Annotated in this window: 12 protein-coding genes; 7 read left to right on the top strand and 5 right to left on the bottom strand. The window is 70.9% G+C overall.

The window, feature by feature from the left end; all coding sequences use genetic code 11:
* Positions 1 to 92: 92 nt before the first annotated feature.
* Together G3I78_RS23705 and G3I78_RS23700 are read right to left on the bottom strand one after the other, a co-directional pair.
* On the bottom strand, positions 93 to 332 hold the full coding sequence (locus G3I78_RS23705) for a heavy-metal-associated domain-containing protein (protein ID WP_164427753.1): 240 nt from the start codon (positions 330 to 332) through the stop codon (positions 93 to 95).
* A gap of 51 nt (positions 333 to 383) precedes the next feature.
* Complete coding sequence (locus tag G3I78_RS23700) at positions 384 to 1,334, bottom strand: PrsW family intramembrane metalloprotease (protein WP_164427751.1); 951 nt, start codon at positions 1,332 to 1,334, stop codon at positions 384 to 386.
* Positions 1,335 to 1,572: 238 nt separating this feature from the next.
* Between G3I78_RS23700 and G3I78_RS23695 the strand changes: the two genes are divergently transcribed.
* Complete coding sequence (locus tag G3I78_RS23695) at positions 1,573 to 2,616, top strand: zinc-dependent alcohol dehydrogenase family protein (RefSeq protein WP_164427748.1); 1,044 nt, start codon at positions 1,573 to 1,575, stop codon at positions 2,614 to 2,616.
* On the opposite strand, the gene G3I78_RS23690 is transcribed toward G3I78_RS23695, so the two are convergent.
* The 3 genes from G3I78_RS23690 to G3I78_RS23680 form a co-directional block, all read right to left on the bottom strand.
* On the bottom strand, positions 2,597 to 2,893 hold the full coding sequence (locus G3I78_RS23690; protein ID WP_343243830.1) for a GNAT family protein: 297 nt from the start codon (positions 2,891 to 2,893) through the stop codon (positions 2,597 to 2,599). The genes G3I78_RS23695 and G3I78_RS23690 overlap by 20 nt on opposite strands.
* A 69-nt stretch (positions 2,894 to 2,962) precedes the next feature.
* A complete protein-coding gene (locus tag G3I78_RS23685) occupies positions 2,963 to 3,163 on the bottom strand; it encodes a MerR family transcriptional regulator (protein WP_123989353.1) in 201 nt (66 codons plus the stop codon).
* A gap of 353 nt (positions 3,164 to 3,516) precedes the next feature.
* Positions 3,517 to 4,434 (bottom strand): sugar phosphate isomerase/epimerase, encoded by a 918-nt coding sequence (locus G3I78_RS23680; protein ID WP_164427746.1) that lies wholly within the window; start codon positions 4,432 to 4,434, stop codon positions 3,517 to 3,519.
* A 125-nt stretch (positions 4,435 to 4,559) separates the two neighbouring features.
* On the opposite strand from G3I78_RS23680, the gene iolC reads away from it, so the two are divergent.
* The 6 genes from iolC to G3I78_RS23650 all read left to right on the top strand — a co-directional run bounded on the left by iolC (position 4,560) and on the right by G3I78_RS23650 (position 12,145).
* Complete coding sequence (gene iolC, locus G3I78_RS23675) at positions 4,560 to 5,510, top strand: 5-dehydro-2-deoxygluconokinase (protein WP_164427744.1); 951 nt, start codon at positions 4,560 to 4,562, stop codon at positions 5,508 to 5,510.
* Positions 5,507 to 6,388 (top strand): deoxyribose-phosphate aldolase, encoded by an 882-nt coding sequence (locus tag G3I78_RS23670; RefSeq protein WP_164427742.1) that lies wholly within the window; start codon positions 5,507 to 5,509, stop codon positions 6,386 to 6,388. Before iolC ends, G3I78_RS23670 begins: the two co-directional genes overlap by 4 nt.
* 7 nt (positions 6,389 to 6,395) lie before the next feature.
* Positions 6,396 to 7,208, top strand: coding sequence for a 5-deoxy-glucuronate isomerase (gene iolB / locus G3I78_RS23665; protein WP_164427740.1), 813 nt, complete (start codon positions 6,396 to 6,398; stop codon positions 7,206 to 7,208).
* Positions 7,205 to 9,076 (top strand): 3D-(3,5/4)-trihydroxycyclohexane-1,2-dione acylhydrolase (decyclizing), encoded by a 1,872-nt coding sequence (gene iolD, locus G3I78_RS23660; RefSeq protein WP_164427738.1) that lies wholly within the window; start codon positions 7,205 to 7,207, stop codon positions 9,074 to 9,076. Before iolB ends, iolD begins: the two co-directional genes overlap by 4 nt.
* A gap of 14 nt (positions 9,077 to 9,090) precedes the next feature.
* Entirely contained in the window at positions 9,091 to 10,593 is a 1,503-nt protein-coding gene (mmsA, locus tag G3I78_RS23655) for a CoA-acylating methylmalonate-semialdehyde dehydrogenase (protein ID WP_164427736.1), read from the top strand.
* A 160-nt stretch (positions 10,594 to 10,753) separates the two neighbouring features.
* Complete coding sequence (locus tag G3I78_RS23650; protein ID WP_164427734.1) at positions 10,754 to 12,145, top strand: APC family permease; 1,392 nt, start codon at positions 10,754 to 10,756, stop codon at positions 12,143 to 12,145.
* The last annotated feature ends 198 nt before the right edge of the window (positions 12,146 to 12,343 follow it).

Below are 12,343 nucleotides of genomic sequence, written 5' to 3'. Positions count from 1 at the left end.
TGCCGATATGCGGCTCCGCCGCGTGGGCGCGACGAGCCACAGCGGGCCGTCAGTCGCCCGACAACCTGCTGTGGCACTTCATGAGGCGTTTCTCAGGCCTTGCCGACAAGCTCGAACCCCGCCTCGTCCACAGCGGCGCGTACCGCCTCCTCGTCCAGCGGCGCCGAGGACACCACCGTCACCTCGCCGCTGGAAGCGACCGCCTTCACCGAGCTGACCCCGTCGAGCTCGGAGATCTCACCGGAGACGGCGCCTTCGCAGTGCCCGCAGCTCATCCCGCTCACCTTGTAGACAGCGGTGACGGAACCCGTGGTGTCGGTCTGGGCAGTCATGTCGTTCTCCTCATGGAGGCGTGTGGGGCTGATGGAGCACAGCCTATACCCCTAGGGGGTATTTCTCCAAGAAGGGTCCCGCCAGGCCAGCGACCGCACCCACGTGACCCCGATCAACGAGACGAACACCATCAGCGCCACGGAGATCACCGTGAAGAGGTGTTGCTGCTGGTCGGTGGGGTCCGGCAGATACCCCTGCGCGAACAGCCCCTTGTCCAGCCGCGTGCTGTCCAGCCGTGCCACCAGCCAGAGCGCGATCCCATGGGTCGAGTCCCACAATGAGTGCAGCAACGAGACGCCGAGATACGTTCCGACGACCGCGCCGGTGAACCGGAACCGCCCGCTCGGCAGCCGGCGGCTCAGCAGGACCCCGCCGACGATCGCCGTCCACAGGCCGTGTCCGAAGGGGGCGAGTACCCCGCGCAGCATCTCCGTCTCCAGCAGGGCCCGCAGATCGATGCCCTTCGTGGTGACGGCCGCGTTGAAGGCGTACCCGGCGCTCTCCAGGGCGGCGAACCCGAAGCCGACCGTGGCGCCGAGCACCAGGCCGGCCCGCGTCCCGCGCAGCCGTGGCTGTCCTCGCAGCACGAACATCAGCGCGCCGAGCTTCACGGCCTCCTCGATGAGGCCGACGCCGACGAACATCCACAGGGACGGGTGCAGCAGGTAGTACTCCATCACCGACGCGCCCAGCACCCCCAGCGTGCCGCCGGTCAGGAAGCAGCCGAGGATCACGCTGACCCCGAGATCACGGCCGTGCCGCTCGAACGCCCACAGCACGAAGGTCACCGGCACCAGGAAGCTGCCGAGCAGGATCAGCGTCGGCAGCAGCGTGGTGTTCCGCGTCGCGTACGTCACGACCGCGGTCAGCATCCACAGCGCGAGCCCGCCGAACAGACAGTGCCGCCACAGTCCCGCGCGGATCTGCGGATACGTCGGCGGCGGCTTCTGCGGTCCGGGGATGCGGGCCCGCGGTGTGCCCGGCGACGGCGAGTAGGTCACGGCAAATCCCCTCGTACTGGTGCAGGGCGGATTTACCGGAACCCTAAGCCCCGGGAGTGGCCCGGGACGCCCGTACTGGGCTGGGCGGGCTACGGAGTCGCCGGGACGCCGAGGGTTGTGCGCGAGGGGCATGAACGGTTCGGATGGAGCGAAGGGGAAGTGGAACTCCCCAGGGGCGCGGGGAACCGCGCGACCGGCCACGACGCACCCGCACACGAAAACGGCGAGGGGACGGCAGATGCGAGCGGTTCTGTACAAGCACTACGGCGAACCGATGGAGGTGCACGAGGTCCCCGACCCCCACCCCGCGGACCACGGAGTCGTCGTCCGCGTGGAAGCCACCGGCCTCTGCCGAAGCGACTGGCACGGCTGGCAGGGCCACGACCCCGACATCGCCCTCCCTCACGTGCCGGGCCACGAACTCGCCGGCACGGTCGAGACAGTCGGCCCCGGCGTGCGGAACTGGCACCCCGGCGACCGGGTGACCGTCCCCTTCGTCTGCGCCTGCGGCACCTGCCCGTCCTGCAAGGCCGGCGACCACCAGATCTGCGAGCGGCAGACCCAGCCCGGCTTCACCCACTGGGGCTCGTTCGCCCAGTACGTCGCACTGGACCACGCGGACGTGAACCTGGTGGCGGTACCGCAGGACATGGCCTTCGGCACGGCCGCGGCCCTGGGCTGCCGGTTCGCCACGGCGTTCCGCGCGGTGGTCCAGCAGGGCAGGGCCGCCGCGGGGGAGTGGGTCGCGGTGCACGGCTGCGGCGGAGTGGGCCTGTCCGCGGTGATGATCGCGGCGGCCGCCGGGGCCCGGGTGGTGGCCGTGGACGTGTCGCCCCAAGCCCTGGAACTGGCGAGGAGGTTCGGGGCGGCGGAGTGCGTGGACGCGACCGGCACGCAGGACACCGCGGCGGCGATCCGCGACCTGACCGGCGGCGGCGCCCACCTCTCCCTGGACGCCCTCGGCTCCCCGGCGACCTGCGCGGCCTCGGTGCACTCCCTGCGCCGGCGCGGCCGTCACCTCCAGGTGGGCCTGCTGCCCTCGCCGGACGGCACCACCCCGGTCCCGATGGCCCGCGCCATCGCCCTGGAGCTGGAGCTGCTCGGCAGCCACGGCATGGCCGCGCACACCTACCCGCCGATGCTGGAGCTGGTCCGGGCGGGCGTGCTGCGCCCCGACCAGCTGGTGACCAGCACCATCTCGCTGGACGCGGTGCCGGATGCCCTCGCGGCGATGGGCACGGCCCCCGGAGCGGGGGTGACCGTCATCGAGCCCTGGGGCTGAGGGAGCCGGGGGAGCCGAGCGCGGCCCGGTCGCGGTCGAGGAGGCCCGTCACCACCCGGTCCACCCACACACCGTCCCGCGGATCGGCCTCCCGCCGCACCCCTCCGACCACGAACCCGGCCTTCTCGTGGACCCGCAGGGCCCGGGAGTTGAAGCCGTGGACCTCCGACTCGATCCGGTGCGGGCCGAGCCGCTCGCATCCGTACCCGACGATCAGCCGGGCGGCCTCGCCGACGAGTTCACCGGTGGCCCGGCCGGTGACGGCGAGGTCGCTCATGGGGCGACTGCGGCTCCGAGGGCCCGCGCATGCCACGCGGGCCCCCGGGTCCGTCACACGAACCGGCCGTCAGTCCTCTCTTCGCCCCCGGTTGCCCGGCCGGGACGCGACCCAGGTCCGCACGGTGTCCGCGTACCAGAAGGGCTTGCCGCCCTCGACGTGGTCGGGCGGTGGCAGCAGCCCGTGCTTGCGGTACGACCGCACGGTGTCCGGCTGCACACGGATGTGCGCCGCGATCTCCTTGTACGACCAGAGCCTTCGGTCGGTCATGTGGTGCACCTCCTCGCGCGCACCGCGGCGCCGGCCGGGAACGGCCGTCGGGGGTACCGGGCGCTGCGCTGGCGATCACAAAGCCTGTGCCCCGTCAACGACACGCGGTGACCGTCGGTCAGTGCCTGTGCACCGGGTGTGACGTGGAACCCGCGTACGCGCGACATGCGTGACACGAAGGGGGAGTTTGTGACAGAGGTGACGCAAAGGCGCACGCGGGCGCGAGGGCGCGGCGCGTTGACAGGGGGCCGCCGGGGATCACCCGGCCGCCGCCGTCACCACAGGGCGGCGTGGCCGCGAACGGCGACCGCGGGGCCCGCCGCGACCGCGGCACCTGCCCCGCGGCCGGAAAACTACGCCCCGCAGGACCGCAGGAACGCCCGAGTCCGCTGAGCGATGGGCAACGGCTTGTCCGGCTCGCACGGATACATGTCCTGCTCGACGATCGCGAACAGATCCACGTCCAGCTTCTGCGCGGCCTCCAGCACGGGACCCAGCGCCGGCACACCGGACGGCGGCTCGCACATCACGCCCTGGGCCACGGCGGGCCCGAACGGCGTCCCCTTGGCCCGCACGTCGGCCAGGATCTCCGGGTCCACCTGCTTCAGGTGCAGGTACCCGATCCGGGACCCGTACGTCTCGATCAGCTTGACGCTGTCCCCGCCGCAGTACGCGTAGTGCCCGGTGTCCAGGCACAGTGACACGAGGGAGGAGTCCGTCGCGTCCAGGAACCGGACCACGTTCTCCTCGCTGTCGATGTGGGTGTCGGCGTGCGGGTGGACGACGATCTGAAGGCCGTACTCCTCCTTCACTCGCTGCCCGAGCCGCTCGGTCAGCGAGCCGAGGTTGCGCCACTGCTCGGGCGTGAGCGTGTCGGACTCCAGCACCTCGCCGGTCTTGTCGTCCCGCCAGAACGACGGGATCACGACCAGGTGCTTCGCGCCCATCGCCTGCGCGAGCACCGCGTTGTCGGCGACGTGCGCCCAGGTCTTCTCCCAGACGGCCTCGCCGTGGTGCAGCCCGGTGAAGACGGTGCCGGCCGACACCTTCAGGCCCCGCCGGTCCACCTCCTCGGTGAGCACCGCGGGATCGGTCGGCAGGTACCCGTACGGCCCCAGCTCGATCCACTCGTAACCGGAGTCGGCGACCTCGTCGAGGAACCGCTGCCAGGGGACCTGCTGGGGGTCGTCGGGGAACCACACACCCCAGGAGTCGGGAGCCGACCCGATCCGGATGCGGGACAGTGAGGGCTGAGGTGCGGGCGCTGTCATGCCGGTCAGCTTCCGTTCGGACAGCAAGCGCTGTCAAGGTCTCGTCCGAATGTCTGGACAAAACATTGACAGGGCTCGTCGTACGGGGCTACAAACGCCGGGAGAGCCGTGACGAAGGGAAGCCGATGGCGTACGACCTGATCACCATGGGGCGGATCGGTGTGGACCTGTATCCACTCCAGACCGGTGTCCCGCTGCCGCAGGTGACGTCCTTCGGCAAGTTCCTCGGAGGGTCGGCGACGAACGTCGCGGTCGCCGCGTCCCGCCTGGGACGACGGACCGCGGTGATCACCCGCACCGGGGACGACCCGTTCGGCGTCTACCTGCACGAGGCCCTCCAGGGCTTCGGCGTGGACGACCGCTGGGTGACCCCGGTCCCGGGCCTGCCGACCCCGGTGACCTTCTGCGAGGTCTTCCCGCCGGACGACTTCCCGCTGTACTTCTACCGGCAGCCCAAGGCCCCGGACCTGGAGATCGACGCCCACGAGCTGGACCTCGACGCGATCCACGGGACGAGCGTCTTCTGGGTCACCGGCACCGGCCTGAGCGAGGAGCCCAGCCGTACGGCGACCCTTGCGGCCCTCGCCCACCGGGCCAAGGCCGGCACCACGGTCTTCGACCTGGACTGGCGCCCGATGTTCTGGAGCGACCCGGCCGCGGCCCGCCCCTTCTACGAGGAGGCCCTGCGCCACACCACCGTCGCCGTCGGCAACCTCGACGAGGTCGAGGTCGCCACCGGGGTGCGCAAGCCCCGCGAGGCGGCCCAGGCGCTGCTGGACGCCGGTGTCGAACTCGCGGTCGTCAAGCAGGGCCCCAAGGGTGTCCTCGCCGTCGACAGCAAGGGCAACGAGGCCGAGGTCCCGCCCCTGCCGGTGAACGTCCTCAACGGCCTCGGCGCCGGTGACGCCTTCGGCGGCTCCCTCGTCCACGGCCTCCTCGAAGGCTGGGACCTGGAGAAGATCATGCGCCACGCCAACGCGGCCGGCGCCATCGTCGCCTCCCGCCTGGAGTGCAGCTCGGCCATGCCGACGACCGACGAGATCGAGAGCGCGATCGCGGCGGGAGCGGTCAAGTGAGCGTCGACATCGCGGAACTCGTCCGCCTGCGCGCCGAACGCCCCGAGGCGATCGCCGAGGCCGCCGCCCGCCGTACTCGCAGGTCACTGCTGAACGACAGCGGCCGGCTGATGATCGTCGCCGCCGACCACCCCGCCCGGGGCGCGCTCGGCGTCGGCGGCAACCGCATGGCCATGGCCAACCGCGCCGACCTGCTGGAGCGCCTGGTCCTCGCCCTGTCCCGCCCCGGCGTGGACGGCGTCCTCGCCACCGCCGACATCCTGGACGACCTGCTGCTGCTCGGTGCCCTCGACGGCAAGGTCGTCATGGGCTCCATGAACCGCGGCGGCCTCCAGGGCGCGAGCTTCGAGCTGGACGACCGCTTCACAGGACACCGCCCCGAGGACATCGAGCGCCTCGGCTTCGACGCGGGCAAGCTGCTGCTGCGCATCGACTACGACGACCCGGGCTCCCTCACCACGATGGAGTCCACGGCCCGCGCGATCGACGACATGGCCGCGCGCCGACTCCCGCTCTTCGTCGAGCCGTTCATCAGCTCGCGCACCACCGAGGGCAAGGTCAGGAACGACCTCTCCGCCGAGGCCGTCACCAAGTCGATCGCCATCGCCTCGGGCCTGGGCGGCAGTTCGGCCTACACCTGGCTCAAGGTCCCGGTCTGCGACAACCCGGACGACATGGGCGAGGTCATGGCCGCCTCCACGCTGCCCGCCGTGCTGCTGGGCGGCGAGGTCGGCGACGACCAGGACGGCGCGTACGAGAAGTGGCGCGGCGCCCTCCAACTCCCCACCGTGCGCGGCCTGGTGGTCGGCCGCTCGCTGCTGTACCCGGCGGACGGCGACGTGGCCGCCGCCGTGGACACCGCCGTCGGACTGCTGTGAGGGCCGCATGAGCAACGACCTGTACGTCGCCAAGGGTGCCTCCGCCAACGCCCAGTACACGGTGGACATCGACCCCAAGCGGGCCGGCTGGGCCCACAGCAGCCTGCGCATCGTCGAGCTCGCCCCCGGCGGCACCCACACCTTCACCTCCGGTGACAGCGAGTGGATCGTGCTTCCGCTGGAGGGCGCCTGTACCGTCCACGTAGGTACCGAAGAGTTCCAACTCCTGGGTCGGGAAAGCGTGTTCGCCGGAGTCTCGGACTTCGCGTACGTGCCCCGGGACGCCCAGGCATCGATCGCCTCCGGCGCGGGAGGCCGCTTCGCCCTGGCAGGAGCGAAGTGCGAGCGACGACTCCCCGCCCGCTACGGCCCCGCGCCGGAGGTCCCCGTCGAAGACCGCGGCAGCGGCACCCAGTTGCGGCACGTCCGCAACTTCGCCTCCGCCGACGCCTTCGACTGCGACAAGCTCATCGCCGTCGAGGTCATCACCCCCGGCGGCAACTGGTCCTCCTACCCGCCGCACAAGCACGACGAGCACCGGCCGGGCGTGGAAGCCGAGTTGGAGGAGATCTACTACTTCGAGATCGACGGCCCGAACGGTTTCGGCTATCAGCGCGTATCTCCCTCCCGTGAGGGCGGTTCCGACGTCCTCGCCGAGGTCCGCTCCGGCGACGCCGTCCTCGTCCCCGACGGATGGCACGGCCCGTCCATCGCCCAGCCCGGCCACGACATGTACTACCTGAACGTCATGGCGGGACCGGGTGAGACACGGGAGTGGCGGATCTGCTTCCACCCGGACCACACCGAGGGGTACCGATGACGATCCGCCTGACCGTCGCGCAAGCGCTGGTCCGCTTCCTCGCCGCGCAGTACACCGAACGCGACGGCGTACGGCAGCGCTCGATCGCCGCGACCTGGGGAATCTTCGGCCACGGCAACGTGGCCGGGCTCGGCCAGGCGCTCGTCGAGTACGGCGACGACATGCCCTTCCACCAGGGCCGCAACGAGCAGTCCATGGTCCACGCGGCCGTGGGCTACGCGCGTCAGTCGAACCGCCTCTCCGCGCACGCGGTGACGACGTCCATCGGCCCCGGCGCGACCAACCTGGTCACCGGCGCCGCCCTCGCCACGATCAACCACCTCCCGGTCCTGCTCCTGCCCGGCGACATCTTCGCCACCCGCGTCGCCGACCCGGTCCTCCAGCAGCTCGAAGTCCCGTACGCGGGCGACATCAGCGTCAACGACAGCCTCCGCCCGGTGTCCAAGTACTTCGACCGCGTGACGCGACCGGAAGCCCTGATCCCGGCCGCCCTCCAGGCGATGCGCGTCCTCACCGACCCCGTCGAGACGGGTGCCGTGACCCTGGCGCTCCCGCAGGACGTCCAGGCCGAGGCGTACGACTGGCCCGAGGAGTTCTTCGCCGAGCGCACCTGGGCCGTACGGCGTCCGGGCGCCGACCCGGCCGAACTCGCCGAGGCCGTCCAGGCGATCCGCGCCGCCCGCCGCCCCGTCGTCGTGGCCGGCGGCGGAGTCCACCACAGCCGCGCCGAAGAGGCCTTGGCCGAGTTCGCGGCCGCCACCGGCATCCCCGTCGCCTCCACCCAGGCCGGCAAGGGCTCCCTGCGCCACGACCACCCCCAGGACGTCGGCGGCGTCGGCCACACCGGCACCGCCACCGCCAACGAACTCGCCCGCCAGGCCGACCTGGTGATCGGCGTCGGCACCCGGTACACCGACTTCACGACGGCCTCCGGCACCCTCTTCGCCGGCGAGGGCGTCCGCTTCCTCAACCTCAACATCGCGCCCTACGACGGCCACAAGCTCGCCGGCCTGCCCCTGGTCGCGGACGCCCGTGGCGCCCTCCAGGAACTCACCGAGGCCCTGCGCGCCCACCGCGTCCCCGGGGCGTACGTCGACGAGTACACGCTGGACAAGGAGCGCTGGGAGCAGCGCGTCGACGCCTGCTACGAGTCCGACGAGCCCGACATCAGGCCGACCCAGCCCCAGGTCCTCGGCGCGCTGGACGCCCTCGTCGACGAGTCCGACGTGGTCATCAACGCGGCCGGCTCCCTCCCCGGCGACCTGCACAAGCTGTGGCGCGCCCGGTCGAGGGACCAGTACCACCTGGAGTACGGCTACTCCTGCATGGGCTACGAGATCCCGGCCGCCATCGGTGTGAAGATGGCCGCCCCCGACCGCAACGTCTGGGCGCTGGTCGGCGACGGCACGTACCTGATGATGCCGACGGAGATCGTCACGGCCGTACAGGAGGGCATCGCCATCAAGCTCCTCCTGATCCAGAACCACGGCTACGCCTCCATCGGCGGCCTCTCCGAGACGGTCGGCGGCGAGCGGTTCGGGACCGCCTACCGCTACCAGTCCGACGACGGCACCTACACGGGCGCCCCGCTCCCCGTCGACCTGGCCGCCAACGTGGCCAGCCTCGGTATGCGCGTGCTGCGCGCGAAGACCGTACGAGACCTCCGCGCCGCACTCGAAGAGGCGCGGGCATCCGACACTCCCACATGTGTCTACGTCGAGACCGAAACGGCAGACACAGTGTCGGGCGCGCCTCCGGCGCAGGCCTGGTGGGATGTTCCTGTGGCCGCGACCGCGACGCGCGCGTCCGCGGTGAAGGCCCGTGAGCTGTACGAACGGCACGTCTCTACCCGACGCCGCCATCTGTGAAGGAGTACTCGGTCATGACGAAGATCGTCAACCACTGGATCGGCGGCAAGACCGTCGAAGGCGCGTCGGGGAACTACGGGCCGGTCACCGACCCGGCCACCGGCGCGGTCACCACCAAGGTCGCGTTCGCCTCCGTGGAGGAGGTGGACTCCGCGGTAGCCGCCGCCAAGGACGCGTTCCAGACCTGGGGCACCTCCTCGCTCGCCAAGCGGACCACCATCCTCTTCAAGTTCCGGGCCCTCCTTGAGGCGAACCGGGACGCGATCGCCGAGCTGATCACCGCCGAGCACGGCAAGGTGCACAGCGACGCGCTCGGCGAGGTCGCGCGCGGCCTGGAGATCGTGGACCTGGCGTGCGGGATCACCGTGCAGCTGAAGGGCGAGCTGTCGACGGAGGTGGCGAGCCGCGTCGACGTCTCGTCCATCCGCCAGCCGCTCGGTGTCGTCGCGGGCATCACGCCGTTCAACTTCCCGGCCATGGTGCCGATGTGGATGTTCCCGATCGCCATCGCGACCGGCAACACCTTCGTGCTCAAGCCGTCCGAGAAGGACCCGTCGGCCTCCCTGAAGATCGCCGAGCTGCTCGCCGAGGCGGGCCTGCCCGACGGCGTCTTCAACGTCGTACACGGTGACAAGGTGGCCGTCGACCGCCTCCTGGAGCACCCGGACGTCAAGGCCGTCTCCTTCGTCGGCTCGACCCCGATCGCCCGCTACATCCACACCACCGCCTCCGCCAACGGCAAGCGCGTGCAGGCCCTGGGCGGCGCCAAGAACCACATGCTGGTCCTCCCGGACGCCGACCTGGACGCGGCGGCGGACGCGGCCGTGTCCGCGGCCTACGGCTCGGCGGGCGAGCGCTGCATGGCCATCTCGGCTGTCGTCGCGGTCGGTTCGATCGGCGACGAGCTCGTCGAGAAGATCCGCGAGCGCGCCGAGAAGATCAAGATCGGCCCCGGCAACGACCCGACCTCCGAGATGGGCCCGCTCATCACGAAGGTGCACCGCGACAAGGTGGCGTCCTACGTCACGGGCGCGGCGGCCGAGGGCTGCGAGGTCGTCCTGGACGGCTCCGGCTACACGGTCGAGGGCTTCGAGGACGGTCACTGGATCGGGATCTCGCTCCTCGACAAGGTCCCGACCACGGCGAAGGCGTACCAGGACGAGATCTTCGGCCCGGTCCTGACAGTCCTGCGCGTCGACACCTACGACGAGGGCATCGCCCTGATCAACGCCTCGCCGTTCGGCAACGGCACCGCGATCTTCACCCGGGACGGCGGCGCCGCCCGCCGCTTCCAGCTGGAGGTCGAGGCCGGCATGGTCGGCGTCAACGTCCCGATCCCGGTCCCCGTCGGCTACCACAGCTTCGGCGGCTGGAAGGACAGCCTCTTCGGCGACCACCACATCTACGGCAACGACGGCACGCACTTCTACACCCGCGGCAAGGTCGTCACCACCCGCTGGCCCGACCCGGCCGACGGCCCCTCCGGCGTCGACCTGGGCTTCCCGCGCAACCACTGAGGTTTTTTCCGCCGGTGCCCTGCGGTTCCCGCAGGGCACCGAAGCGCGGCAGTGACAGCCGGTTCCTGACGTAAACGGCAATCCAATGGCCCTCTCGCCACGAAATCCGTAGCAGGAGGGCCATTGACGTGCTGGTTTCGTCAGGGTTGCATGCAGCACCATGACCGACACCCTCCGCCCCGCCGACAATGCCGTCGCCCAGGCTCCGGAGCACGGCCCCGCCCAGCTGAAGCGCTCCATCGGCGTGGTCGGCGGCACCCTCCTCACCCTGTCCTGCGTGACCCCGGCCTCGACCCTCTTCGTGGTCGTCCCCGACCTCTTCGGCACGCTCGGCACCGCCACCGCCCTGACGATCGCGATCGGCTCGCTGCTCTGTATTGCCGTGGCGTTCTGCTACTCGGAGCTGGGCACCCTCATCCCCAGCGCGGGCGGCGAGTACGCGATGGTCTCCACGCTCGCCGGACGACTCGCGGGCTGGCTCGTCTTCGTGCTGTCCCTCCTGGTCGTCATGATCGTCCCGCCGGTGATCGCGATGGGCACGGCGGACTACCTGGCCCCGGTCATCCACCTGAACTCCTCGCTGGCCGGCGCCGGAGTCATGCTCCTGGCCACCCTCGCCGGCCTCCTCGACCTGCGCGCCAACGCCTGGATCACCGGCATCTTCCTGGTCCTGGAGGTGATCGCCGCGGCCGTGGTGGCACTCCTGGGCTTCACCCACGCGGAACGCGGCCCCGGCAGCCTCCTCTCCATGCAGGTGGCGGGCGCGCACGGCGAGACGGACACGGTGACGGCCATGCTGGTGGTCTCCGGTCTGGCCATCGCCCTCTTCGTCACCCAGGGCTTCTCGACGGCCGTCTACCTCTCCGAGGAACTGGAGAACCCCCGCCGCAACGTGGCCCGCACGGTCCTGGCCACCCTCGCCATCTCCACCGTGATCATCCTGGTCCCGGTCGCCGCGATCACCATGGGCGCCTCCGACCTGACCGCACTGACCGGCGGCGACATCAGCACCATGGTCACGGCCTGGTCCAACTCCGCGGTCGGCACCTTCGTCAGCCTCTGCGTCGCCCTCGCGATCATCAACGCGGGCATCGTCATGGTCATCCAGAACTCCCGGGTCCTCTTCGCCTCGGCGCGGGACAAGGCCTGGCCCGCCCCGATCAACCACGCCTTCACCCGGCTCGGCCGCTTCGGCAGCCCGTGGGTGGCCACCCTGGCGGTAGGAGTCCCGGGCGCGGCCCTGTGTTTCGTGAACCTCGACACGTTGTACGGCGTGACGGGCGTCTCGGTGACGGGCATGTACCTCCTGGTCGCGGTCGCCGGCCTCCTCTCCCGCCGCAACCACCACCAGCACACCCCGGCCTGGCGCATGCCTTTGTGGCCCGCGATGCCGATCCTTCTGATCGCGGTCCTGACGTACGTCCTGTCCCAGCAGGAGCCGGAGTACCTGCTGTGGACGGGAGGGATAACGGCAGCAGCCACCCTGTACTGGGCCCTGTACCTCCGCCCGCGAGCGGAAACAAGGTGGCTCGTCTCGATTCCGGACGTGTGAGAACTCAGGGGCGCGGGGCTGTATCGATTTGCGGCTCCGCCGCGTGGGCGCGACCAGCCACAACGCACCCGCACACGGCCATGAAGAGGACGCACCACCCCCGTAGCCGTACCGCACCTGCTGTACGCCCCACAGCCCCCTCCACCCCCAGGATGGCGACGAGTTCAGCCCTCGGTCGACAAGTAGACGACAGCTTCA

This window comes from Streptomyces sp. SID13726, assembly GCF_010548375.1.
GTDB lineage: Bacteria > Actinomycetota > Actinomycetes > Streptomycetales > Streptomycetaceae > Streptomyces.
Note: the sequence above shows the minus strand (reverse complement) of the source record. Positions and strands in the feature narration are given on the sequence as shown.